A 24,722-nucleotide genomic window follows, 5' to 3' on the forward strand; every position below is an offset into this window, starting at 1 on the left:
GTGGCGGGAGATCCCCGCGGCCGCCCGCCGAGATTCCTGCCCCGCCCCGCTAGGCGATCGCCCCGATCGGTGTTTGAGTGGATCCCATGGAGCTGGCCTTCGAACGCCGCGGGGCCGGAGCGCCCCTGATCCTGGTGCACGGCATCGGGCACCACTGGCAGGCGTGGCTGCCGGTGCTCGACCGGCTGTCCGCGGAGCGCGACGTGATCGCCGTGGACCTGCCGGGCTTCGGCGTCTCGCCGCCGCTGCCGCCCGGCACGCCGTACACGGCGGAGACGCTGGCCGACGCGGTGGAGTCCTTCTGCGCCGTGCTCGGGATCCGCGAGCCGCACGTGGCGGGCAACTCCCTCGGCGGGTACGTCGCGCTGGAGCTCGCCTCCCGGGGCGTCGTCCGTACGGCGTGCGCGCTCTCGCCGGCGGGTTTCTGGAGCCGGGGGGAGCTCGCCTACGCACGGGCCGTGCTCCGGGCCACCCGGGCCGCGGCGGTCGCCGTCCCGCCGGAGCGGGCCGCGATGACGACCGGCAACCCCGTCGCCAAGGCGATCTCGGTGGGGATGATGGTGGCCCACCCGGGACGGCTCCCCGACGACGCGGTCCTCGCGGCGGGCGAGGCGCTGCGCAACGCGCCGGGCTTCGACGAGACGCTCGACTCGTTCGCGTGGCTGATGCCCCCGGCCCCGCCGAAGGCGCCGATCACGGTCGCCTGGGGCGAGCACGACCGGCTGCTGCTGCGGCGGCAGGCCGTACGGGCCGCCAAGTGGTCGGGGCAGCGGGTGAAGCTGCTGCGGGGCTGCGGGCACGTGCCGATGAGCGACGACCCCGAGCTGGTCGCCCGGGTGCTGCTGGAGGCCTCGGCGATCTGACGGCGGCGGACCGGAGCGGCGCCGTACGGCCCGGCGCACCCTCCCGGGAACTCCCGGGCCCCGCCGCGGGGCGCGGCCTCAGCGCATGGTCTGGCCCCAGACGGCGAGCATCGCGATGATGAACACGATCATCACGCCCGTGTAGGCGACCGGGCCGAACCGCAGCGCCCGGCGCACCCGGTTCAGCCCCCAGGAGAACAGGAACGCCAGGAACACCAGCAGGATCAGTCCGCTGTCCATCGTCACCGCCTCGGGGGAGTCTCCGCTGACCAGTATGCGCCGCCGCACGGCCCGGTGCGGAGGAGTGGCGGATATCACAGCGGCCGGGTGAACCAGGGGACCGGCCGGGGGGTCGAACCTCTCGGACGACGCACCGCCGTCCGCCCCGGCGGGAGAGCGCCGCGGGCGGTCCACCGCGGAGGCGGACGGCACGCCGGGATCCGCTCCGGGGCCGGTACGGCTCCCGCCGTGGTGTGCATCTGCGTGGGATGCGTCCTGTATGTGGATTCGTAGAGGTTCATGGAAGGTTGGGTCCCTGTGAAGGGAACATCGAAGGCGGCCCGTGTCCTGCTGGCGGTCGTGCTCGTCGTGGGGCTGGGGGCCTGCTCGGGGAAGCGGAAGCGGCTGGACGACGACGTGGCCGACGCTCCGGCCGCGGTCTCCGACGTCTCCGGAGGCGGGGAGAGCGCCGGTGCCGCTCCCGAGGCGACGACGGCGTCCCCGAGCGAGAGTCCCGCCTCCCCGGTGACGGGGCAGGTCTCCCTCAAGGGGGCGGACTCGATCACGGTGCAGGAGGACGACGGGACCGTGCACGAGGCCGGGCTGGGGCCGCTCACCGTGGTGCTCGACACGCAGGCAGGCGTCTGCGACACCGGCGAGCTCCCGCACATGTGCACGGTGGACCAGCTCAAGAAGGCCCTGAAGTCGGGGGTGTCCCTCTACGCCGCGGTGACGATCGACGGCGACCGGGCCACGCGGATCGAGGAGATCGTCAGGAACTGAGGCCCGGCCGCCGGGAGCGCCTCTCCGGCGTGGGGCATGTGTCCCGGGGCGCGTGCCGGCATCGGTCGCGGTGCCGCGGCGGCATCCCCGCGGTGCCACGACCGATGAGCGCCCGCCGGGCTCAGAAGCCGAAGGAGCGGCCGATGATCTCCTTCATGATCTCGGTGGTGCCGCCGTAGATGGTCTGCACGCGGCTGTCGATCCAGGCCTTGGCGACGGGGTACTCCATCATGTAGCCGTAGCCGCCGTGGAGCTGGAGGCAGCGGTCGATGACCTTGTTCTGCAGCTCGGTGGTCCACCACTTGGCCTTGGCGGCGTCGACGACGGACAACTGCCCGGCGTTGAGGGCGAGGATGCACTTGTCCAGGTAGTGCCGGGCGATCTCGACCTCGGTGTCCAGCTCGGCCAGGACGAACCTGGTGTTCTGGAAGCTGCCGATGTTCCGCCCGAAGGCCTTGCGGCTCTTGCAGTACTCGACCGTCGTGGACAGGACGGTCTCGGCGGCGGCCACGGCGGCCACGGCGATCGACAGGCGCTCCTGCGGCAGGTTGCCCATGAGCTGGAAGAAGCCCTGGCCCTCCTGGTCGCCGAGCAGGTTGGCGGCGGGCACCCGGACGTCCTCGAAGAACAGCTCGGCGGTGTCCTGGGCCTTCATGCCGATCTTCTCGAGGTTCCGGCCCCGGGTGAAGCCCTCCATCCCGCGCTCCACGACCAGGAGGGAGATGCCCCGGGCGCCCTCGTCGGGGTCGGTCTTGGCCACGACCACGACCAGGTCGGAGTTGATGCCGTTGGTGATGAAGGTCTTGGAGCCGTTGACGACGTAGTGGTCGCCCTCGCGCCGGGCGGTGGTCCGCACGCCCTGCAGGTCGCTCCCCGCGCCCGGCTCCGTCATCGCGACCGCCGTGATCAGCTCGCCGCTCGCGAAGCCGGGCAGCCAGCGGGCCTTCTGCTCGTCGTTGGTCGTGTCGACGAAGTACGGCGCCATGACGTCGTTGTGCAGCGAGAAGCCGAGGCCCGAGGCGCCGATCCGGATGACCTCCTCGACGATCACGGTGTTGTACCGGAAGTCGGTGATCCCCGACCCGCCGAACTCCTCCGGCACGCCGAAGCCGAACATGCCGATCTCGCCGGCCTTCTTCCAGACCTCGCGGGGGACGATGCCGTCCTTCTCCCACTGGTCGTGGTGGGGAGCGACCTCCCGGGCCAGGAACTCGCGCACGGTCTCACGGAAGAGGTCGTGCTCCTCGTCGAAGAGGTCTCGCTGCATTGACTGCCTCCACAGGGGTGTCCGGTCTCGCTGGGGACCAGAATACGATTCTGTTACCTGGAGGTACAGGCGGCCGGGAAGTCTGCGCCGGCCTGATGGAACGTGCCGAGATCACAAGTCCGTGACGGTCGGCTGTGGGTCTTGTTATCCGCCTGCCGGAGGACACCTGGGGGCAGTACGATCCGGGCCTAGTTGTGGTGAGATGACCAGATTTTGACCAGGTCTTGGCATACGGGAGTGTTGCGGTGTTTCGGTGGAGAGCTGGCCTCCGTGGGACAGTCGCGGCATCCGTCCTGAGTGTGGCGGTTGGTGGTTTAGTTGTCCTGTCCGCTGCAACGGGACGTGCGGAATCTGTTGATAATTTCTTCTACGACTATACCTGCAGTGGATTGTTGGTCGGCGGTCAAGAGAAAAACCTTAGAATTCAGGTAGGCATTCCAAAGACGGTCGCTCTCGGGCAGCCGCTAAAGGTTGACTGGACTGTAGTGGGAGATTCTCCGCTCCGGTCTCCGGGAAAATACGCCAAAGGCGCCAAGGTTTCTGTGTCCGCAGTAGCATCCATTTCGAATTTCTGGGATGGTTCAGGAACGCTGGAATCAAAGGGAGAATTGACAACGGATGTGGATCTGGCCGACCAGTCCGTTTTGAAGATTCCGGCGATCACTTCTGGTTCGTATACGACAGGTGCTCAAGAGGGTGAAATTAAGGTTGAGCCCCAGGAGTTGAAGTTTGGGTTCACGCCCGTTAAGGCAACGGAGGAAGTGAACGATTCGGCTCTGACGGGTCCCATGCCTAATCCTCCAGCCGAAGACGGGAGGCTCTACTACAAGGGGAAGTGGAGCTACGAGTTCAATCACAGTGCACGCATACCGCCGACAGAATGGGTTGGAAGCGTGCGCGACCGGAAGGACGATGTTCACCATACTCAGACGCAGGGTGATACAGCAACAATTAAGTTCGAGGGTACCGGCATCGAGTACATCGGTGAGCGTCACAAGCTACATGGTGATGTGAAGGTTGAATTGCTCGATGCTGGAGGAAATTCGATCCCTGAGTATTCGGCTGAAATTATCTCGCCATGGTTGAAGACTAGCTCTGAGGGTGCGCCAGAGGTCGAAGAGGGGAAACGTTACGCCAGCCAGGTTCTTTGGGCTAAGACCGATCTTCCTTACGGGAGATATCAGCTAGTGCTTACATCTGAGGCTAAGGCTTCGCGACCGTACATGATGGTTGACGGGTTCAACGTGATCAACAAAGAGCATGTGACTCCGCCCAAGATGTTCGACACCGTTTGTAAGCCGTCGGGCCCTGTGGTTGCCGCCACAGTAAAGGTGCAGAAGACATCGGCGAGTCCCTCTCCGACTCCCACCACCAAGACTCCCACGCCCAAGCCCACCGTCACCGTGACCGCCAGCCCCGGCGGGACCGCCACGGCCAAGCCGACCGTCACCGTGACCGCCACCGTCACCCCCACCCGGGCGACCCCCACCACCCCCCAGGTCACCAGGGTTCCCGTGGGCGGTGCCGACACCGGTGTCGGACCCGAGGAGGAGCGGTCGGGGATGGGCCTGGTCGGCCTCGGGTCGGTGATGGTGTTCGGCAGCGCCGTGGGCGGCGTGATGCTCAGGCGGCGTCGCGCGGCGCACACGCGCGGCCGGGGATAGCAGGAGCGTTCGGGGATGCATCCAGGGCCTTCGCACGGCGGCACGCCGGATCCCTACCAGGGGAACCCGGCGTACCAGGGTCAGCCGGACCACTCGGGCCAGCCGGTTTACGCGGGATATCCCGGCGGGCCGGGCTACCCGGGACATCCGGGCCAGGTGCCGCCCGCCAAGGCCAAGCGGGGCATGCTGCTGCCGTCCCTCCTGGTCGCCGGGTCGCTCGGCGGAGTCGCCGCGATCATGGCGGGACTGCTCACCTACTTCGCCCCGCCCTCCGAGGAGGAGGTCTACGGTCCGCCGATCCCGCTGGCCAACGCCACCGCCCAGGCGGCGAGCCCGCCCCCGGGCCAGCCCCAGCAGGTGGTCCCGGAGCAGCAGCCCCAGGAGCAGAACCCCGCAGGCCAGCCCGACCAGGTGGGACCGGGCGGGCTGGACCTGCCGCTGACCGCCGCCGCGCCCACCGCGCCGCCCCCGCTCCCCGTCGTGATGCCGCCCGAGCCGCTCAAGAGCACCGGGGTCACCCCCCGCAAGCTGGCCATCTCGAAGATCGGCGTGATGACCTCGCTGACGCCCCTCGGGGTCGACGCCAAGCAGCGCGTCCAGACGCCGCCGCTGAGCAAGCCCGCCCTGGCGGGCTGGTACAGGCACGGCCCCGTCCCCGGCCAGCAGGGGCCCTCGGTCATCCTCGGCCACGTCAACGCCAACGGCAGGGCGGCGGTCTTCAGCCGCCTGCGCGAGCTCAAGCGCGGCGACAAGATCAAGGTGTCGCGCTCCGACGGGGCGGTCGTGGAGTTCACCGTCGACGGCGTCGAGCAGGTCAGCAAGCGGGCCTTCCCGTCCAGGCGGGTCTACGGCAACACCGGCGAGGCCACCCTCCGCCTGATCACCTGCGGCGGCGTCTACAACTCCAAGACCCGCCACTACACCGACAACATCATCGTCTACGCCACCCTGTCGGCCACCCGCCGCGCCTGACCCCCCACCCCGGGCCGTCCGCCGGAATCCGGCTACCGGGCGGCCGCGACCGTGCTGTCCCACCGGTGGTCGGTCGGCGAAACGCCCCGGCCGGCCGCGGAACCCATCCGCCACAGCACCATCCGGGCCACCGCATGGACCAGGTCCGGGTCGTGGGTCAGCACGAAGTCCACGCTGCCTCCCGGGCCGGGCCGTACGCAGAGCGCGGCCGTGCCCTGCGGGCTCACCACGGCCAGCGCCGTCTCGGCGTCACCGGGCCCGGTGACCGGCACCACCCGTACCGGGCGCGGATCCGGGCCGGCCAGAGAGGGGCCGACGATGCCGGCGAAGGCGGCCGTACCGGCCGCGGGCACGAGGCGGGGCAGCCAGGACCGGCCGACCTCCGGATCCGGGTACGCGCCCAGCACCAGGGTGTACGGCCCGCTGCCCGACGCCAGGGACAGCAGGTACTCGGTCAGCCCGTCGACCGTCCGCTGGTCGCCGACGCGGCTGTGGTGCCGGGCCGAGGCCACGCTGAACGGGGTGCCGGACGGCAGGTGCAGGCCCGGCCGGGGCGAGCGCAGGCGGGCGGAGCGGTGCACCGGCAGACCGGAGACCGCGCCGAGCGGACCGGGCCGCCCGAACAGCCAGCCCTGACCCCACCGCGCGCCCAGCGCCCGCGCGGTGGCCAGGTCCTCCTCGGTCTCGATGCCCTCGGCCAGGACCACCGCCCCGCACCGTTCGGCGTACGCGCCGACCACCGCGGCGGTCTCGACGGTGTGCCGCGCGTGCGGGTCGCGCAGCAGGTGCATGTCGAGCTTGACCACCTCCGGCTCGACCAGCGGAAGGAAGGCCAGCGAGAGCGGGTCGGCCCCGACGTCGTCCAGGGCGAGCGCGCCGTCGGTCTGGTGCACCTGGCTGGCGATGGTCAGCAGCGCCGCCGGATGCGAGGCCAGCGCCCGCTCGGTGAACTCCAGCACGATCCGGTACGGCCGCTCCGAATTGATCGCGTCCACCAGCTCGGGGGTGAACGGATGGCTCAGCGCGGCCGGTTCGGCGTTGACGAAGAGCAGCGGCGGCGCCCCGTCCGGGGCGTCCCGGGCGACCTCAATCGCCCGTGCGGCGCAGAGCTGGTCGACCAGCGGCAGCAGCCCGGTCCGGGCGGCCGCCGCGAACAGGGCGTCCGGGAACTCGACGGACGAGCCGGCCGGGCCGCGCGCCAGCGCCTCTGCGCCCGCCACGGTCCCGGTGGCGAGGTCCACGATCGGCTGGTACAGCGGGGAGACGGCACGCTCGGCGAGCACCCGCGGGATGAGCGCGTCCGGCTCGTCATGCGGGTTCCAGCCGCTCCGTGTCGGTTCCATGCCGCTCCGATCTCCCCGATGACGTCCGCCGACTGGCGCCACGCCTATCGGCGCCGTGCGACCGGAGGTGAGGGTTCCTCTCCGGCCCCCTCGCCGCCGGGCTCCGGCGGACCGGCCGGGCATGACCGTACGGCAGGCGGGTAGCCGGAACGGGTGAGACTTGACGACTGGTTCCTCACCGCCGAAGAACGGGACAACCCGGCCACCACGCTCGACGCCTGGACGACCGGGAACCTCGTGCGCCCGCTCATCCACGGCGCCGCCTACTTCGCCGAGCTCAAGGCCCGGGTGGACCGGCTCGGCAAGGACGACCTGCTGCTGTTCGCCGACTGGCGCGGCGACCCCGACGAGCTGCTCACCGACGACGGCCCGGGGGTCGCGCGGGTGATGGCGCAGGCGGCGGCCAGGGGGGCCCTGGTCCGGGGGCTGATCTGGCGCTCGCACCTGGACTGGCTGCGCTTCTCCTCCGAGGAGAACCGGCACCTCGGCGAGGACGTCGAGGCCGCCGGCGGCCAGTGCCTGCTCGACACCCGGGTACGGCCCGGCGGGTCGCACCACCAGAAGTTCGTCATCCTCCGCCACGACGAGGACTCCGCCGAGGACGTGGCCTTCGTCGGCGGCATCGACCTGTGCCACAGCCGGCGGGACGACGCCGGGCACCGGGGGGACCCGCAGACCGTCTCCATGCCGGAGGCGTACGGTGACCGGCCGCCCTGGCACGACATCCAGGTGATGATCCAGGGGCCTGCCGTGGGCGAGGTGGAGAAGGTCTTCTGCGAGCGCTGGCAGGATCCGGCGCCCGAGACCCGCCACCCGGTCAAGCGGCTCCGCGACCACTTCGAGCGGATGGACGACGTGCCGCCGCTGCCCGATCCGGGGCCTCCCCCCGGACCCGTGGGGACGCACGCCGTACAGCTCCTGCGGACCTATCCGCACCGGCGCGGCGCGTATCCGTTCGCGCCGCGCGGGGAGCGGAGCGTGGCCAGGGCCTACCACAAGGTGCTGGGGGCGGCGCGTTCGATGGTCTACCTGGAGGACCAGTACCTGTGGTCGACCGAGGTGATCGAGCCCTTCGCCGGGGCGCTGGAGCGGGAGCCGGAGCTCCGCATGGTCATCGTGGTGCCGCGCCACCCCGACCAGGACGGCTGGCTCGCCGGGCCGGCCAGCCTGATCGGCAGGGCCGACGCGCTGGCCAGGCTCCAGGAGGCGGGCGGGGACCGGATCGCGGTCTACGACCTGGAGAACCACGCGGGCACTCCGGTGTACGTGCACGCCAAGGTGTGCGTGGTCGACGACGTGTGGGCGGCGGTCGGCTCGGACAACGTCAACCTGCGGTCGTGGACCTTCGACTCGGAGCTGAGCTGCGCGGTCGTCGACGAGGAGCCCGATCCGCGCCCGCCCGCCGGGGCGGGCAGGTACGCCCGGGAGCTGCGCCTCGCGCTGGCCGCCGAGCACCTGGACCGCGATCCCGCCGACGTGGACGACCTGTGCGACCCCGTGGCGGCCTTCGACGCGTTCGCCGACTCCGCGGCCCGGCTGGAGAGGTGGCACCGCGACGGGTGCCGGGGGCCCCGCCCGCCGGGACGGCTCCGCCCGCACGCGCCCCCCAAGCTGGGGCACCTGGCCAGGGTGCTGGCCATGCCGCTCTACCGGATGGCGGTGGACCCCGACGGACGGCCGCCCGCCCTGCGCCGCTCGAACGACTTCTGACCCGCCCCGGGGCTGGAGAAGCCGGTGAGGAGCGGTTCGGCCAGGGCATGCCGGAGGAGCGCGGGCGATCTGTCCCGCCAGGCCCCCGCACCGCGTACGACGGGAAACCCCAGACGTCGTCGGGCCGGGCCGCGGGTCAGCAGCGGCGGAGCTCCTCGGCGACGAGTCCCGCGCCGATGCCGAGCAGCCAGACGTCCTTGGCGATGGCCATGCCCTGGTGGGTGGGGCGCAGGCTGCCCTCCTCGCGCATGCCCGGCGTCCTCAGGTAGAGCCCGAGGAGCCCGCCCGCGAAGGCGGTGAGCGCGGCGCCCGCCAGCACCGACGGCACCGCCGGGATCAGCAGCGCCGCGCCGACGGCGATCTCCGCCTTGGAGAGCAGCTTGACGAAGTCCTCCGGATCCATGTCCTTCAGGAAGGGGTAGGCGCCCGAGGCCATCCCGTGGAGCTGGGCGGCGGTCTCCTTGTCGGCGGCGGACTTGGTCAGGCCGGAGTTCAGGATGAGCGCCCCGGCGGCGAGCCGGGCCGGGAGCTGGTGCGGGCGGGCCAGGAGCCTCATGGTTCCTCACAGAGGTCGTACGGGACCGGGACCGGGCTCCTTCCCCGCCCTCCGCCGGGCCACCCCGGGTTGATCGTCCGTTGGCGATGGCCGGACCCTTTCGTTGGGGGAGCGCACGCCGTACCGCCCCGGCCGTACGGCGCGGCTCCCCCGGGGCGCACGCCCTGGGACGTGAGAGAATCTATGCCCGGTTTGCCGACAGGCTCCCGTTTCTTGACCGGGCTTCATAAGATCTAGGGCGGACCGTGACCATCGGCTGGAATCGTGGGTAGTGACCCAGGCCGGTCAACCGCATCGAAACGGAGACAGACCGTGCTGAAGCCCAAGACGCGGCGACGCGTCATGGCCAAGACGGCGGCCATCGCAGCAGTGGGCGCGGGTGTCCTCTTCGGTGCCGTCCCGGCGGTGGCGTCCATGGTGACGACGATGGCGCCCAAACCGGTCACCTACGACTGCACGGTGCCCGGGGGCGCGGCGGCCACCTACAAGGTCCAGCTCGACTTGACCGGCCCGCTCAACCCGGTCCCCAGTTCCACGATCGTGGCGACCTGGAAGATCGGCCCCTCGGCCTCGCCCGCAATCACGGCCCCCTCGGCGATCCCGACGAGCGATCGCATCATCGTCGAGGGCGATGTGCTGATCACGAGCAGCCCTCTGGCGGTTCCTTCGGAGGCCCGCCAGCTCGAAGCCACCGGAGCCGCCGTCTCGGTCGCGGCCGGTGCGACGATCACCCCGCCCAACCTGCTGATCACGATGACCCCGACGGCGACGGGGGTCATCGCGGTCCAGCCGGACGCGTTCACCCTTTACGTGATGCCGTCGGGCGGGACCGAGAGTGAACTGCTCAACTGCGCGGTGTCCACGGCCGCCGCGGCCGAGGCGACGGCGGCGGCGCTGCTGATCACCGTCAAGCCGTCGACCGCGTCGACGGGGACCCCGACGAACACGGGCACCGGGACGGCGACGCCGACGCCGACGAACACCGCCACCTCGTCGGTGAAGCCGACGATCACCGTCTTCGAGACCGTGACGGCGAAGCCCACGGCCGGCAGGACCCGCCAGATCGAGAAGACCCCCGGCGGCGGGGCGGCCACCGGCGGGGGAGGGGACGCCGGACCGGACGCCCGGGTGATCATGCTGAGCGGGGCGCTCATGATCGCGGGAGCCGCGGCGGGCGGGCTGGCGCTGCGGCGCCGTACGGCCTCCCGGGGATGACCGAGGCGGTGAGATGACCACGCCCACACCGGACGACCGGCGGCCGGAGCCTCCGGCGCGGGGCGGAGGGCCCGGCGGGCCCGCGCAGCCGTACCGGCGGCCGCTGCCCGGCCACCCGCGGCAGGCGGGCGCGCCCCTCCCGCCCGGATACCCCCGGCCCGGATACGCGCAGCCCGGCCACCCGCGGCAGGCCTACCGGCCGCCCATGCCCCCGCGGCCCGGCTACCCGGCCGGCCACCAGGGCCCCGGCTACCCGGTCCCGGAGTACGGCGACCCGGGCGGCGGGCGGGTGCTGCGGTCGGTGCTGATCCTGGCGGCGATCGCCGGGGTGGTCACGGTTCTGGTGGGGGTGTTCTACATGCTGGCCGCGCCCGAGCAGTACGGCCTGGCCGACGAGCGCGCCCTGCCACCGCGGGCGCAGCAGGACCCGGCCGGCGCCGAGGAGACGTACTTCTCGGCGCCCCCGACCGTCCCCCCGCCGCAGCCGACCGTCCCCGCGGCCCCGGCGATGCTGCCCTCGACGCCGAAGCGCCTGGTCATCCCCAGGCTCGGCGTCGACGCGCCGGTCAGGTCCGTCGGGCTGGACAGGAAAGGGGCGGTCCAGGTGCCCCCGGTGAACAACCCCAACCTCGTCGGCTGGTTCCGGGAGGGGCCCACGGCGGGGGAGACCGGGCCGGCGATCATGCTGGGGCACAAGGACACCCAGGCGGGGAGCGCGGTGTTCAGCCGCCTCGACGAGATCCGCAACGGCGACGTCATCGAGGTGCACCGGCAGGACGGCGTGATCGCGGTGTTCACCGTGGGAGGGCTGGAGCAGGCGGAGAAGTCGGTGTTCCCGACGCAGCGGGTCTACGGCGAGTCCCCCGACCCCCAGCTCCACCTGATCACCTGCGGCGGGGCCTACGACCGGGCCACCGGCCACTACACCGACAACGTGATCGTCTACGCGACGATGACGGCCACCCGGCGGGCATGAGCGCGGGAACGATCCCCGGTGCCGAGGGCACCGGGGAGACGGAGCGGACGGAAGACGCCGCGGGAGCCGGGCAGGCCGCGGGGCTCCCCTGGCGGCGGCTGCACGCGCTGGCGCTGGGCGCGGTGGTGGCCGTGGCCGCGACCGCCTACGCCGTGCTCGGCCTGGTCAAGCTCGCCACCTTCCGGGCCAGCACCTTCGACCTGGTCATCTTCGACCAGGCCGTGCGCGGCTACGCGGGCTTCGGGCCGCCGCTGGAGCCCTCGGTCGGCATGTACTACGGCCGGGGCATGGACTTCGTCCAGCTCGCCGACCACTTCTCCCCGATCGTCGCCGCCTGGGCCCCGCTGTACTGGATCCACGACGCGCCCGAGACGCTGATCGTCGCCCAGGCGGTGCTGCTCGCGCTGGCCGCCGTCCCGATCTGGCGCTACACCGAGCGCCGGTTCGGCGCGTTCTGCGCGTACCCGGTCGCGGTGGCCTACGCGGTGTCCTGGCCGGTCGCGCAGGCCGCCGGGTTCGACGTGCACGAGGCGGCCTTCGTCCCGCTGCTGAGCGCCGTCATGATCGAGCGGTTCGACGCCGGCCGGGTCGTGCCCGGCGTCCTGGCCGCGCTCGGCCTGCTGCTGGTCAAGGAGGACATGGGCCTGCTCGTCGCGGGCTTCGGCGTCTACCTGCTCGCCACCCGGCGGCGCTGGGAGGGCACGGCGCTCGTGCTGTTCTCCCTCGGCGCGCTGGTGCTGGTCCGCAACGTCCTCATGCCGCTGGCGGGCTCGGGCGAGGCGGGTTTCCACTGGGCCTACGGCAGATGGGGGGTGACCCTGGGCGAGGTGTTCCTCGGCCTCGCGCGCGACCCCCTCGGCGCGCTCTGGCAGCTCGTCAGCCCGGAGATCAAGGTGGACACCCTCGCCTTCCTGCTCTGGCCGGTCCTGCTGGCGGCGCTGCTGTCGCCGCTCACCCTGGCCGCGCTCCCGCTGGTCGCCGAGCGGCTCCTGGGCGACCGGCCGCAGTGGTGGGGTCCCGACCACCACTACAACGCGTTCGTCGTGGCGATCATCTTCTGCGCCGCGGTGGACGGGGTGGACCGGCTCGGCGGATGGCTCGGGAGGCGGTACGGCGGGCGCTTCGACGGGCGGCGGCTCGCCCGGCACTGGGCGGTCGCGGTGTGCGTCGTGGGCGTCACGCTGATCCCGCGGTTCGCGCTCGGCAACCTCGTCGAATGGTCCTTCTACGAGGGCGAGCCGCACGCCGCGGCGGCCCGGCAGGCGGCGGCCGCGGTCCCGGACGGGGTGGTCGTCGAGGCGGTCAACCACGTCGGGCCCGCGCTCACCGCGCGGACGACGGTGCTGCTCTGGGGTGCGACGCCGTACGGCTCGCCGTGGATCGTGGCGGACACCGACCGGTGGAGCTACCCCTTCCCCTCGCACGACGTCCAGCGGGAGCGGGTCCAGCAGGCGCTGCGCGACGGCTACCGCACGGTCTTCGAACGCGACGGCTACGTCGTGCTGCACCGCCCGTCCTGAACCGCCCGAGGAACCCGCTCCGAACCGCCCGGTACACCGTCCTTACCTCGCGATGACCGAAAATCTGTAGTGGCCGATGTAGACATTCAGATTGATGCCGGATAGAGTTTCTCGTGTCTTAAGGGGTGTTCCACGAGGGCAGAGCAGGAAGTACCAGGACGAGCTGCCCGGACGAACGTGGATGGAACAGATGGACGGCAGAAGGTCGGATGTGCCGGGGCCGATGCGTGGAAGGGCTCCGGCCGTGGACGCGCTGCCACGATGTCGGGTGAAGTCGAAGTAGCAGGGTTAGTGAAAGGAGTGTTGAACGCCATCGGGATCGCCCGTCGCCGGCTGGGTTTCGCCGCACGGGTACCGCAGCTCCACAGACAGGACGGTGGTCTACGGTCACGCATACGCGATCCCCGCACGACCGCCCCGCAGGGCGGCAGTGCGGACGTAACAGATCCGGCCGGATGGCCGGTAGATGGTGTTGAACCTCGTTCGGGCCCCGGCGCCTTGTGGCGCCGGGGCCCCTGTCCGTGTCAGGAAAGGTCGTATGGACCAAGCATCACCAGCGCCGACCGACCGGTCGGGCCCCGATCCCCGGGAAGCGTCCGACGAGGCCGAGACGCTCCACCCTCCACCCCCCACCGCCGACGAGAAGCTCGACGACGAGGACTATCCCGCCTACAGCATGGGTCGCGCCGCCGAGCTTCTCGGCACCACCCCGGCCTTCCTGCGCAGCCTGGGCAAGGCGAAACTGATCGAGCCGCAGCGCTCGGAGGGCGGACACCGCCGCTACTCCCGCTACCAGCTGCGGCTGGCCGCCCGGGTCAGGGAACTGGTCGACCAGGGCACCGCCCTGGAAGCGGCCTGCCGCATCATCATCCTGGAGGACCAGCTCCAGGACGCCCTGCGCATCAACGCCGAGCTGCGCCGTCTGCGCTGATGCCGCCCGCCCCCGCCCGGACTCGGAGGAGCCGGCTTCGCCCGGCTCCCGACGGATTCAGACCGCCGCCGGGCCGAACCGCCGGCGGTAGGCGGTGGGGGCGAGCCCGGTCCGCCGGCGCAGCTGGACCCGCAGGTTCGCCGCCGTCCCGAGCCCGCTGGCCTGCGCCACCGCCTCCAGCCGGAGCTCGCCGCGTTCGATCAGCCGGCAGGCCAGCGCGACGCGTTCGGCGGTGAGCCAGGCCAGCGGGGTGGTGCCGAGCTCGGCCTGGAACCGCCGGTGCAGGGTGGCGGGGCTGACCGCGGCGTGCGCGGCCAGGTCCGCGACGGCCAGCGGCCGGTCGAGGTGCCTGCGGGCCCAGGTCAGGACGGGGGCCAGGGAGGCGTCCGGCACGGCGGGGACCGGCCGTTCGACGAACTGCCGCTGACCGCCCTCGCGGTGGGCGGCGAACACCAGGCGGCGGCTGACCGCGTTGGCCACCTCGGCGCCGTGGTCGCGGCGGATCAGGTGCAGGCCGAGGTCGAGTGCCGCGGCGCTGCCGGCCGCGGTGAGCACGTCGCCGTCGTCGACGAACAGCACCCCCGGTTCGAGCAGGACCGCCGGGTGGCGGGCGGCGAGCTCCTCCGCCCAGCGCCAGTGGGTGGTGGCCCGGCGCCCGTCGAGCACGCCGGCCGCGGCCAGGGTGAAGGCGCCGGTGCAGAAGCTCACCAGGCGGGCGCCGCGCGCCGCCGCCCGCCGTACGGCCGCCAGCACCGCGGGGGCGGGTGCGACCTGCGGGTCGGGCCGGTTGGGCACGATCACGGTGTCGGCGCCGTCCGCGGCGTCGAGCCCCGCCACGTCCGAGAGCGTGAAGAAACCGGTGTGCATGCGCACGGCCGGCGCCGCGGCGCACAGCGCGAAGTCGTACCAGGGCCGGTCCAGCTCCGGGCGGCGCAGCCCGAACAGCTCGGTGGCCACCCCCATCTCGAACGGGTTCGACCCCTCGTCGACGATCATGACGACCCGGTGGGGGCGGCGGTGCGAGGAGTGCGAGGATCCGTGCGGCATGTGCGATTCCTAGCACTCACGGCGGTCGGCCGCCACCGGCCATGCTGGCCGTATGACGAGCGAACCCATCGACCTGCAGACCGCGCTGGCCGGCTTCGACCGCCTGTGGAGCCCCCGGATCGTCACCCGGGTCAACGACTACGACGTCCGCGTCGCCAAGGTGGCCGGCGAGCACGTCTGGCACGCCCACGACGGAACCGACGAGTTCTTCCTGGTCCTGGAGGGCGAGCTGGGCATCGCCCTGCGCGAGGGCGGGACCGAGCGCGTGGTCGTCCTGCCGCGGGGGTCGGTCTTCGTCGTCCCGCGCGGCACCGAGCACCGGCCGTTCTCCACCGGCGGCGCCTCGATCCTGATGTTCGAGCCGGCGGGCACGCTGAGCGTCGGCGACCGGCACGACGCGCTCCCGGACGGGATCGACGCCACGACCGGGCACGCCCTCGCCTGAGAGTCCCGGCCGGGCGCTCCCGCGCGCCGGAGCGCCGCCCGGCACGGTGCACCGCCCGGTACCGTGCGCTGACGGTGCGCCGCCCGGCACGGTACGGCTTCGCACGCGGTCTCACGCGTGCTCTCAGCGGGCGCGCTCGACCCGGCCCTCGTGCCAGACCGGTTCGGCGCTCTCGTAGACGGTCCCGTCGGCGCCGAAGACCAGGAAGCGGTCGAAGTCGGCGGCGAACCAGCGGTCGTGGGTGACGGCCAGGACGGTGCCGGAGAAGCCGGCCAGACCCTGCTGCAGGGCGTCGGCGCTGGCCAGGTCCAGGTTGTCGGTCGGCTCGTCGAGCAGCAGCAGGGTCGCACCGGACAGTTCCAGCAGCAGGATCTGCAGCCGGGCCTGCTGGCCCCCGGAGAGGGTCTCGAACCGCTGGTTCGCGGCGGGGGCGAGCTCGTAGCGGGCCAGGGCGGCCATCGCCTCGTTCAGGGTGAGCGGGTGACCGGCCATGACCAGCTCGGCCGGGGTGCGGCCGTGCAGGTCCGGCCGGGTGTGGGTCTGCACGAAGCGGCCGGGGGTCACCCGCGCTCCCAGGCGCACGACGCCGCCGTGGCGCACCGGGGGCACCGCGCCGTCGGGGCGCGCCAGGGGTACCGCGCCGTCGGGGCGCGCCAGGGGCGCGACGCCGTCGGCGGCCTGCTCCAGCAGGCGAAGGAAGTGCGACTTGCCCGAGCCGTTCGAGCCGAGCACCCCGACGCGCTCGCCGTACCAGATCTCCGCGTCGAACGGCCGCATCAGGCCGGTGAGCTCCAGGGACTCGCAGACGACGGCGCGTTTGCCGGTGCGCCCGCCGCGCAGCCGCATCCGCACGTTCTGCCTCCTGGGCGGGCGCTCGGGCGGGCCCGCCTCCTCGAACCTGCCCAGCCGGGTGCGCGCGGCCCGGTAGGCCGAGGCCACCGCGTCGTTGCCGGTCGCGGTCTGCCGCAGGGTGTGCACCAGGTGCCTGAGCCTGGCGTGCTCCTCGTTCCAGCGGCGGCGCCGCTCCTCCAGCCGGTCGATGCGGTCCTGCCGGCCCCGGGCGTAGGTGGCGAAGCCCCCGCCGTGGACCCAGGCGCCGCGTGACTCCACCGTCACGATGCGGTCGGTGGCGGCGGCCAGCAGCTGCCGGTCGTGGGAGACCAGGAGCACGGTCTTGGTGGTGGCCCGGAGCCGCTCCTCCAGCCACTGCTTGCCGGGCACGTCCAGGTAGTTGTCCGGCTCGTCCAGGAGCAGGACCTGGTCCGGGCCGCGCAGCAGGGCCTCCAGGACGAGCCGCTTCTGCTCACCGCCCGACAGGGTGTTCACCGGGCGGTCCCGCGCGGCGTCGTGGGGCAGGCCCAGGGCCGCGGTGGTGCAGGTGTCCCAGACGACCTCCATGTCGTAGCCGCCGGCGTCGGCGTAGTCGGTGATCGCCGCCGCGTAGGCGAGCTGGGTCTCCTCGTCGTCGCGGACGGCCATCGCCTCCTCCGCCCGCCCCAGGGCCGAGGCGGTCGCGCGGACCCGGTCGGGCGCCACGGACAGCAGCAGGTCGTGCAGGGTACGGCCGTCGCGGAGGCCGCCGATGAACTGCCGCATCACTCCCAGCCCGCCGGAGTGGGCCACCCGGCCCTCGTCCGGCCGCAGATCTCCGGCGATCAGCCGCAGCAGGGTGGTCTTGCCCGCGCCGTTCGGCCCCACCAGCCCGGCCTTGACCCCGTCTCCGACGCGGAACGACACCTCGTGCAGGAGCAGCCGCCCGTCCGGCAGCACGTAGGTCAGCCGGTCCGCCTCCACATGTCCCGCCACGGCCGTCGCACCTCTTCCCGGAACCTGGGTCACCGGATCGATGTTCCGGTGACCGGACCAACGATCCGGTACTCGACCAGGATACTAGACTGGCCTCCGTGGACACCGACGGGACGGAACAGGACCGGGGACCGCGCACCGGGGCGGGGGGCGTGTGGCTCCGGCCGGCCGGGCGGGCGCGGCGCGAGGCTCCCCCGCTCAGCCGGGACCGGATCGTCGAGGAGGCCGTCGCGATCCTGGACGAGGAGGGCGCCGGCGGGCTGACCATGCGGCGGCTCGCCGAGCGGCTCGGCACCGGCTCCACCACCCTGTACTGGCACGTGAGGACCAAGGACGACGTCCTCGACCTCGCGCTCGACGCGATCTTCGCGGAGGTCCCCATCCCGCGGGGGGAGTCCCGCGGCTGGCGCGCGGACGTCACCGCGCTGATCAACGAGTGGCGCGCCACCCTTCTGAGGCACCCCTGGTCGGCGGCGCTCCTGGGCCGCCCGATGCTGGGTCCCAACGTGCTCGCCCGCAGCGAGTTCCTGTACGCCGCCCTGCTGGGAGCCGGGATCACCGGCCCGCACCTCACCGCCGCGGCGTACGGGCTGTCCAACTACGTCATCGGCTCGGCGCTGATGCAGGCGACCTGGCCGGCCGACACGGAGCAGGCGGTACGGCGGGCCGCCGGGGAGCGGCTCCGCGCCGACCGCGAGCGTTACCCGGTGCTCGCCGAGCACGGTCCCCTCGTCGCGGACGACGACCGGGACGGCGGCTTCGCCCTCGGCCTCGCCTGGCTGCTCGACGGGATCGAAGCAGGCGCCGGGAGCGGAGGCGGACCTCGGCGGCCGGGCGTCCCCGCGATGTAAGTTTCAGCCTCCGTATCCGGGCGCGGAGGCTCCGACCTGGTCTTTCTCCCTGCGGTAAGCGCTATCCACGCAAACGGGCCGCCGCGGCCGGCCGGTCTCCGCATATTCTCGTCCGGACGTGCCCGGGGGCGGCCCGCAGGGGGGCGGACCCGGCCGCGAACGGGCCCGGTGCCGCTTCCCCGTCCCCCGCCGCCGGGCGCGGACGGCTCCGTACGGGATCGAAATCCGGAGGGCTTTGCCCTAGAGTGTGGCGCACATTTCGGACATATGGAAAATAGTTAACAATCCTTCACAAAGAGGAGGAAAGATGGCGTTATCTGGCTTTATACGCCGAACATCCATCGCCACGCTGGCCCTGGCGACCCTCGGCGGCGCCCTGGCGGTGGGAACCGCGGCGGCGGCGTCGGCTCCCGCGGCCGGGCCGTACACGCTTGTGAACGCTAACAGCGGCCTGTGTCTGGACGTCAACGCCAAGAGCACCGCCGACGGCACGCAGCTCGTGCAGTACCCCTGCAACGGCGGGAGCAACCAGACCTGGGCCCTGTCCGACACCTCCGGCGGCAGGCGCCTGACCGCCGCGCACAGCGGCAAGTGTGCCGCGATCAAGGACGACAGCACCTCCGCGGGCAAGGCCGTCATTCAGCGGACCTGCGTGGAAAGCGCCTTCCAAAGCTGGAGGCTCGAAGCGGTGAGCGACTCGGCCTACCGCGTCGTCAACACCGGCAGCGCCAAATGCCTGAACGTCAAGGACGGCTCCACCGCGACCGGCGCCGCCGTCCAGCAGAACTCCTGCGACAGCGCCGCCAGTAAGCGCTGGACGCTGAAGGCCGCCGGAACCGGCCCCACCCCCACCCCGACACCCACCGCGACACCCACGGTGACGCCCACCGCGCCCCCGCCCGCCGAAGCCAGGCAGGTCGAGAACCTGGACCGCGGCCTGATCAGCGTGCGATCCGGTTCGGGGAACCTGGTGTCGTGGCGGCTGCTGGGCACCGAGGCCGCCTCGACGGGCTTCAACCTCTACCGCGGCGGCACGAAGGTCAACTCCTCGCCGATCACCGGCTCCACCAACCACCTGGACGCCGGCGCCGCCGCCGACGCGGTCTACACCGTGCGGGCCGTGACCGGCGGCGCCGAGCAGGCGGACTCCGCGCCGTCGCTGCGCTTCGCCGACGGCTACCTGGACGTCCCCATCCAGGCGCCCTCCGGGGGCACCACCCCGGACGGGGTCGCCTACACCTACGCCGCCAACGACGCGAGCGTCGGCGACCTGGACGGTGACGGCCGGTACGAGTTCGTGCTGAAGTGGGACCCGTCCAACGCCAAGGACAACTCCCAGTCCGGCTACACCGGAAACGTCTACGTGGACGCCTACCGGCTCGACGGCACCCGGATGTGGCGCATCGACCTGGGCCGCAACATCCGCGCCGGGGCGCACTACACCCAGTTCCAGGTCTACGACTACGACGGCGACGGCCGCGCCGAGGTGGCCATGAAGACCGCCGACGGCACCAGGGACGGCACCGGCAAGGTGATCGGCTCCTCCTCGGCCGACCACCGCAACTCCTCCGGCTACATCCTGGCCGGGCCGGAGTACCTGACCATGTTCAACGGCCGGACCGGCGCCGCGATGTCCACGGTGAACTACGACCCGCCGCGCGGGACCGTCTCGTCCTGGGGCGACTCCTACGGCAACCGGGTGGACCGGTTCCTGGCCGGGACGGCCTACCTGGACGGGCGGCGCCCCTCGCTGATCATGTCGCGCGGCTACTACACCCGCGCCGTGATCGCCGCCTGGGACTTCCGCAACGGCGCCCTGGCCAAGCGCTGGACCTTCGACTCCAACTCCGACACGGCCTACGCCGGGCAGGGCAACCACAGCCTCACGGTCGGCGACGTGGACGCCGACGGCCGGGACGAGATCGTCTTCGGCGCCGCCGTCGTCGACGACGACGGCTCGCCGCTGTGGAACACCCGCAACGGCCACGGCGACGCGGCGCACCTGGGCGACCTGAACCCCTTCCGGCCCGGCCTGGAGTACTTCAAGGTCAGCGAGGACTCCTCCAAGCCCGGCTCGTGGTTCGCCGACGCCCGCACCGGCCAGGTGCTGTGGTCCACCGCCTCCGGCGGCGACAACGGCCGCGGCGTCTCGGCCGACGTCTGGGCCGGGAGCCCGGGGGCGGAGTCGTGGTCGGCGATGGACACCACGCTGCGCAGCGCCACCGGCGCGTCCCTGGGCCGCGAGCCCTCCTCGATCAACTTCCTGGCCTGGTGGGACGGCGACCCGGTGCGGGAGCTGGTGGACGCCACCCGCGTCGACAAGTACGGCACCGGCGGGGAGACCCGGCTGCTGACCGCCTCCGGCGTGCACTCCAACAACGGCACCAAGTCCACCCCGTCGCTCTCCGGCGACCTGTTCGGCGACTGGCGCGAGGAGGTCGTCTGGCCGACGAGCGGCAACACGGCCCTGCGCGTCCACAGCACGACCCACCAGACCGACCGGCGCATCCACACGCTGATGCACGACACCCAGTACCGCGTCGCCGTCGCCTGGCAGAACACGGCCTACAACCAGCCGCCGCACCCGAGCTTCTTCATCGGGTCCGGCATGGCCGCCCCGCCGCAGCCCGAGGTCTACGTGCGCTGACGGATCCGCACGAGGTCCGCGCCCTCCCCGGCCCCGGCTCCCGGCGGGATCGTGAGTGTTACGGCAATCACAATCATCCTCCCCGGGGAGGGCGTAGACGGATGTTCTGTTGTAACCTCCTACTGACCGAATGTTGCTCGGTTTCTATCGTCCGAGCTGATTCAGGGACGGAACCCAGGAGGCACTGTGGCAGAGGCGTACATCGTCGGGGCGGTCCGTACCCCGGTCGGAAAGAAGAAGGGCGGCCTGTCCACCGTCCACCCCACCGATCTGGCCGCGCACACCCTCAAGGCGCTCATCGACCGGACCGGCGTCGACCCGGCCGCGGTCGAGGACGTCATCATGGGCTGCGTCATGCAGTTCGGCCCGCAGAGCATGGACATCGCGCGCAACGCCTGGCTCTCGGCGGGCCTGCCGGAGAGCGTCGCCGGCGTGACCATCGACCGCCAGTGCGGCTCCTCCCAGCAGTCGATCCACTTCGCCGCCCAGGGCGTCATGTCCGGCACCCAGGACCTCGTGGTGGCCGCGGGCGTGGAGTCCATGAGCATCGTCCCCATGGGGTCGAGCATCACCGCCGCCCTGGAGAAGGGCATGCCCTTCCCCTTCGGCGACAAGTGGGTCGAGCGGTACGGCAAGCAGGAGATCTCCCAGTTCCGCGGCGCGGAGCTCATGTGCGAGAAGTGGGACCTCAAGCGCGAGGAACTGGAGCGCTTCGCCTACGAGAGCCACCAGCGGGCGGCCAAGGCGATCGCCAACGGCTACTTCAAGGACCAGATCGCCCCGATCAACGGCGTCGAGGACGACGAGGGCCCGCGCCCCGACACCACGCTGGAGAAGATGGCGGAGCTGAAGACCCTGCGCGAGGGCGGCCAGATCACCGCGGCCACCTCCTCGCAGATCTCCGACGGCTCCGGCGCGCTGCTGATCGCCTCCGAGCAGGCGGTCCGCGACCACGGCCTGACCCCGCGCGCCCGCATCGTCACCCTCGCGCTCACCGGCGACGACCCGGTCTACATGCTGACCGCGCCGATCCCGGCGACGCAGAAGGCGCTGAAGAAGGCCGGCCTGTCGATCGACGACATCGACGTCACCGAGATCAACGAGGCGTTCGCCCCGGTCCCGATGGCGTGGCTGAAGGAGCTCGGCGCCGACCCGGCGAAGACCAACCCCAACGGCGGCGCGATCGCCCTGGGCCACCCCCTCGGCGGCACCGGCGCGATCCTGATGACCAAGCTCCTGCACGAGCTGGAGCGCACCGGCGGCCGGTACGGCCTGCAGACGATGTGCGAGGGCGGCGGCCAGGCCAACGTCACCATCATCGAGCGGCTGTAGGACGCGCTCCGCGGCCCCGGCGGCGGGGCCGGAGCGCCTGGAACGACGGGCGGTGCCGGGGCTGGCGGGCCCTCGGTGCCGCCCGTTGCACGTCCGGGGGAGGCCGCCGCGTGCGCATGGAACCGCCGCGTGCGCGGCGGGCAGGCGGACGCCGCGTCCCGCGTAGTGGGCGCGGGACGCGGCGTCCCCTCTTCAGCGGCCGCCCTTGCCGGGAATCCGGCGCGGCTGCTGGGTCGGCCTCACCGGCAGGTGCGGTCTGGGCACCTGCCGGGGCACTGGCGGCATCGACCGCTCGGGGAGCGGGAGATCGTGGCTCTTGCCGGGCTTGCTCTTCCCGGCGCGCTTGTTACCTGAGCGGATTCGCATAGGGGACTCCTTGAAGATCTGTGACGACGCGGCGCCGCGCAGGGCCGTGCCGGAGAAACTCAGCTGCCGCGTCAGACGAACGGGGCCGGAGGGCTGAGTGCGGGCGGACCAGCGAGGGCTGATCGACGCCGGCTTCTAGGAGTTAATCCACATGGCGTCGACGGTACGGCGCAGGGCCGAGCCGTGCAAGCCATTTGATTTCCCGTCCTGCTCCGGCGATCCGGAGGCAGACGATCCGGGCGCGTCGCGGACGGGCCGGGGTGCGAGCGGGTGCGGGTACGGCGGGGCGCAGGCCGTACCCGCACGTTCCGGAGTCAGCGGATCGGCCGGTGCACGTTCTCCGCGGCCGACGGACCCGGCTCGGCCGCGGCGATCCACGGCCCCTCCACGGAGGCGTCGAGGATCCCCTCCTCCAGGAAGCCGTAGCGGCCCTGGAGCAGGTAGCCCGCCAGCCGTACGTCCCGGTCGTCGGTGTTGTCCCAGAGCCGGTCGAACAGCGCGTCGGCGCGCAGCCGCGCCTGGTGGCAGAAGGTGTCGGCCGGCTCGGCGGCCTTGTGCCCCAGCTCGGCCGCGTCCTCGCGGGCCCGCACGCACGTGGCGGTGATCGCGAACAGCTCGGCCCCGATGTCCACGATCCGGCCCAGGAAGCCCTGCCGGTGCTCCAGCCGCCCCTGCCAGCGGGACATGCCGTAGAACGTGGACCGGGCGAGCTTGCGGCTGGTCCGCTCCACGTAGCGCAGGTGCCGGGCGAGCGGGCCGAACTCGGCGTAGGCGCCGGGCCGGTTGCCCGTCCCCGCCACCAGCGTGGGCAGCCAGCGGGCGTAGAACCCGCCGGCCCGGGCGGCGGCGCGGGCCCTGTCGCGGCCCTTCACCGAGGGGTCGATGACGTCCCCGGCCGCCGCCAGGTGCGCGTCCACCGCCTCGCGCGCGATCAGCAGGTGCATGATCTCGGTGGAGCCCTCGAAGATCCGGTTGATCCGGACGTCCCGCAGGAGCTGCTCGGCGGGCACGCCGCGCTCGCCCCGCGCGGCCAGCGACTCGGCGGTCTCGTAACCGCGCCCGCCCCGGATCTGGACCAGCTCGTCGGCGACCTTCCAGGCCATCTCCGAGGCGTACAGCTTGGCCAGGGCGGCCTCGATCCTGATGTCGTTGCTCTCGTCGTCGGCCAGGCGGCAGGACAGGTCCATCACCGCCTCCAGGGCGTAGGCCGTGCCGGCGATGAAGGCGAGCTTGCGGGCCACGGCCTCGTGCTCGCCGATCGCGCGGCCCCACTGCACCCGCTCCACCGCCCACTCGCGGGCGATCTTCAGGGCCCACTTGGCGTTCCCGGCGCAGGAGGCGGGCAGCGAGAGCCGCCCGGTGTTCAGCGTCGTCAGCGCGATCTTCAGTCCCTGGCCCTCACGGCCGATCATGTTGGCGGCCGGGACCCGGACCCCGTGGAACCGGGTCACCCCGTTCTCGATGCCGCGCAGGCCCATGAACGCGTTGCGCCGCTCGACGGTGATGCCGGGGCTGTCGGCCTCGACGACGAACGCGGAGATGCCCCGGCCCGTCCGGGCCATCACCACCAGCAGGCCCGCCACGACCCCGTTGGTCGTCCAGAGCTTCACGCCGTCGAGCACGTAGTCGTCGCCGTCGCGCACGGCCGTGGTCGCCAGACGCGCGGGGTCGGAGCCGACGTCGGGCTCGGTCAGCAGGAAGGCGGAGATCTCGCCCTTCGCGCACCGGGGCAGGAAGGCGCGCTTCTGCTCCTCGGTGCCGAACAGCTTCAGCGGCTGCGGCACGCCGATCGACTGGTGCGCCGAGAGCAGGGTGCTGATCGCCGGGCAGTACGAGCCGGCGAGCATGAGCGCCCGGCCGTAGTAGAGGTGGCTGAGCCCCAGCCCGCCGTACTCCTCCTCGATGGTGATCCCGAACGCGCCGAGCCCGGCGAGCCCCTTGACGACCTCGTCCGGGATCTGCGCGGTCCGCTCGATCAGCGCCGGGTCCACCCGGGAGTCCAGGAAGCGCCGCAGGGCGCGCAGGAACTCCTCGCCCTTCTTGGTCTCGGAGTCCGCCAGGGCGGGGGCGGGATGGACCAGGTCCAGGCGGAAGTCGCCGAGGAACAGCTGCCTGCCGAAGCTGGGCCTGGCCCACTCCTTCTCCCGGGCCTGCTCGGCGACCTCGCGTGCCTTGGCGTAATCGGTCATCGTGACCTCCTCGGGCGCGG

The 24,722-nt window shown here is 72.3% G+C and carries 21 protein-coding genes; 13 read left to right on the forward strand and 8 right to left on the reverse strand.

What is annotated here, in order from left to right:
• The first annotated feature begins 86 nt into the window (after positions 1–86).
• The gene (locus FHS22_RS15240) at positions 87–863 is read left to right on the forward strand and encodes an alpha/beta fold hydrolase (protein WP_184942528.1); all 777 of its coding nucleotides are present in this window, start codon (positions 87–89) and stop codon (positions 861–863) included.
• A 78-nt stretch (positions 864–941) separates the two neighbouring features.
• Here FHS22_RS15240 and FHS22_RS15245 read toward each other — a convergent pair whose 3' ends face one another.
• A complete protein-coding gene (locus tag FHS22_RS15245; RefSeq protein WP_184942554.1) occupies positions 942–1,151 on the reverse strand; it encodes a hypothetical protein in 210 nt (69 codons plus the stop codon).
• Positions 1,152–1,400: 249 nt separating this feature from the next.
• Here FHS22_RS15245 and FHS22_RS15250 point away from each other — a divergent pair, with 249 nt between their 5' ends.
• Complete coding sequence (locus FHS22_RS15250; RefSeq protein ID WP_184942202.1) at positions 1,401–1,865, forward strand: hypothetical protein; 465 nt, start codon at positions 1,401–1,403, stop codon at positions 1,863–1,865.
• Between the two features lie 121 nt (positions 1,866–1,986).
• Here the strand turns inward: FHS22_RS15250 and FHS22_RS15255 are convergent, their stop codons facing one another.
• On the reverse strand, positions 1,987–3,132 hold the full coding sequence (locus tag FHS22_RS15255) for an acyl-CoA dehydrogenase family protein (RefSeq protein WP_184942204.1): 1,146 nt from the start codon (positions 3,130–3,132) through the stop codon (positions 1,987–1,989).
• Positions 3,133–3,524: 392 nt separating this feature from the next.
• Between FHS22_RS15255 and FHS22_RS15260 the strand changes: the two genes are divergently transcribed.
• Positions 3,525–4,796, forward strand: a complete 1,272-nt coding sequence (locus tag FHS22_RS15260; protein WP_184942206.1) for a protein kinase family protein — start codon at positions 3,525–3,527, stop codon at positions 4,794–4,796.
• A 156-nt stretch (positions 4,797–4,952) separates the two neighbouring features.
• A complete protein-coding gene (locus tag FHS22_RS39255; protein ID WP_184942208.1) occupies positions 4,953–5,768 on the forward strand; it encodes a class F sortase in 816 nt (271 codons plus the stop codon).
• A gap of 32 nt (positions 5,769–5,800) precedes the next feature.
• Here FHS22_RS39255 and FHS22_RS15270 read toward each other — a convergent pair whose 3' ends face one another.
• Entirely contained in the window at positions 5,801–7,111 is a 1,311-nt protein-coding gene (locus tag FHS22_RS15270) for an EAL domain-containing protein (protein WP_184942210.1), read from the reverse strand.
• A 153-nt stretch (positions 7,112–7,264) separates the two neighbouring features.
• On the opposite strand from FHS22_RS15270, the gene FHS22_RS15275 reads away from it, so the two are divergent.
• Entirely contained in the window at positions 7,265–8,821 is a 1,557-nt protein-coding gene (locus FHS22_RS15275; RefSeq protein ID WP_184942212.1) for a phospholipase D family protein, read from the forward strand.
• 136 nt (positions 8,822–8,957) lie between these two features.
• On the opposite strand, the gene FHS22_RS15280 is transcribed toward FHS22_RS15275, so the two are convergent.
• Positions 8,958–9,377, reverse strand: a complete 420-nt coding sequence (locus tag FHS22_RS15280; RefSeq protein WP_184942213.1) for a hypothetical protein — start codon at positions 9,375–9,377, stop codon at positions 8,958–8,960.
• A 312-nt stretch (positions 9,378–9,689) separates the two neighbouring features.
• Here FHS22_RS15280 and FHS22_RS15285 point away from each other — a divergent pair, with 312 nt between their 5' ends.
• The 4 genes from FHS22_RS15285 (at position 9,690) to FHS22_RS15300 (ending at position 14,019) form a co-directional block, all read left to right on the forward strand.
• Entirely contained in the window at positions 9,690–10,592 is a 903-nt protein-coding gene (locus FHS22_RS15285; protein ID WP_184942215.1) for a hypothetical protein, read from the forward strand.
• A 13-nt stretch (positions 10,593–10,605) separates the two neighbouring features.
• Positions 10,606–11,568 carry a class F sortase gene (locus FHS22_RS15290; RefSeq protein WP_184942217.1) on the forward strand — a complete coding sequence of 321 codons (963 nt, stop codon included), beginning with the start codon at positions 10,606–10,608 and terminating at the stop codon, positions 11,566–11,568.
• Positions 11,565–13,088, forward strand: a complete 1,524-nt coding sequence (locus FHS22_RS15295; RefSeq protein ID WP_184942219.1) for a DUF2079 domain-containing protein — start codon at positions 11,565–11,567, stop codon at positions 13,086–13,088. The genes FHS22_RS15290 and FHS22_RS15295 overlap by 4 nt, the downstream gene beginning before the upstream one ends.
• A 538-nt stretch (positions 13,089–13,626) precedes the next feature.
• Positions 13,627–14,019 carry a MerR family transcriptional regulator gene (locus tag FHS22_RS15300; RefSeq protein ID WP_184942220.1) on the forward strand — a complete coding sequence of 131 codons (393 nt, stop codon included), beginning with the start codon at positions 13,627–13,629 and terminating at the stop codon, positions 14,017–14,019.
• A gap of 57 nt (positions 14,020–14,076) precedes the next feature.
• On the opposite strand, the gene FHS22_RS15305 is transcribed toward FHS22_RS15300, so the two are convergent.
• Positions 14,077–15,066 (reverse strand): helix-turn-helix domain-containing protein, encoded by a 990-nt coding sequence (locus FHS22_RS15305; protein WP_221473684.1) that lies wholly within the window; start codon positions 15,064–15,066, stop codon positions 14,077–14,079.
• 52 nt (positions 15,067–15,118) lie between these two features.
• Between FHS22_RS15305 and FHS22_RS15310 the strand changes: the two genes are divergently transcribed.
• The gene (locus FHS22_RS15310; protein ID WP_184942222.1) at positions 15,119–15,511 is read left to right on the forward strand and encodes a cupin domain-containing protein; all 393 of its coding nucleotides are present in this window, start codon (positions 15,119–15,121) and stop codon (positions 15,509–15,511) included.
• A 123-nt stretch (positions 15,512–15,634) separates the two neighbouring features.
• Here the strand turns inward: FHS22_RS15310 and FHS22_RS15315 are convergent, their stop codons facing one another.
• The gene (locus tag FHS22_RS15315; RefSeq protein ID WP_184942224.1) at positions 15,635–17,317 is read right to left on the reverse strand and encodes an ABC-F family ATP-binding cassette domain-containing protein; all 1,683 of its coding nucleotides are present in this window, start codon (positions 17,315–17,317) and stop codon (positions 15,635–15,637) included.
• 98 nt (positions 17,318–17,415) lie between these two features.
• Between FHS22_RS15315 and FHS22_RS15320 the strand changes: the two genes are divergently transcribed.
• The 3 genes from FHS22_RS15320 (at position 17,416) to FHS22_RS15330 (ending at position 22,147) form a co-directional block, all read left to right on the forward strand.
• The gene (locus tag FHS22_RS15320) at positions 17,416–18,168 is read left to right on the forward strand and encodes a TetR/AcrR family transcriptional regulator (RefSeq protein ID WP_184942226.1); all 753 of its coding nucleotides are present in this window, start codon (positions 17,416–17,418) and stop codon (positions 18,166–18,168) included.
• Between the two features lie 307 nt (positions 18,169–18,475).
• Positions 18,476–20,815 (forward strand): rhamnogalacturonan lyase family protein, encoded by a 2,340-nt coding sequence (locus FHS22_RS15325; protein ID WP_184942228.1) that lies wholly within the window; start codon positions 18,476–18,478, stop codon positions 20,813–20,815.
• A 186-nt stretch (positions 20,816–21,001) separates the two neighbouring features.
• Positions 21,002–22,147, forward strand: coding sequence for an acetyl-CoA C-acetyltransferase (locus FHS22_RS15330; protein WP_184942230.1), 1,146 nt, complete (start codon positions 21,002–21,004; stop codon positions 22,145–22,147).
• A gap of 192 nt (positions 22,148–22,339) precedes the next feature.
• Here the strand turns inward: FHS22_RS15330 and FHS22_RS15335 are convergent, their stop codons facing one another.
• Entirely contained in the window at positions 22,340–22,513 is a 174-nt protein-coding gene (locus tag FHS22_RS15335; RefSeq protein WP_184942232.1) for a hypothetical protein, read from the reverse strand.
• A 314-nt stretch (positions 22,514–22,827) separates the two neighbouring features.
• Entirely contained in the window at positions 22,828–24,702 is a 1,875-nt protein-coding gene (locus tag FHS22_RS15340) for an acyl-CoA dehydrogenase family protein (RefSeq protein WP_184942234.1), read from the reverse strand.
• Positions 24,703–24,722: the final 20 nt, after the last annotated feature.

This window comes from Thiemannella venezuelensis, assembly GCF_014203605.1.
GTDB classification, from domain to species: Bacteria; Actinomycetota; Actinomycetes; order Streptosporangiales; family Streptosporangiaceae; genus Planomonospora_A; species Planomonospora_A venezuelensis.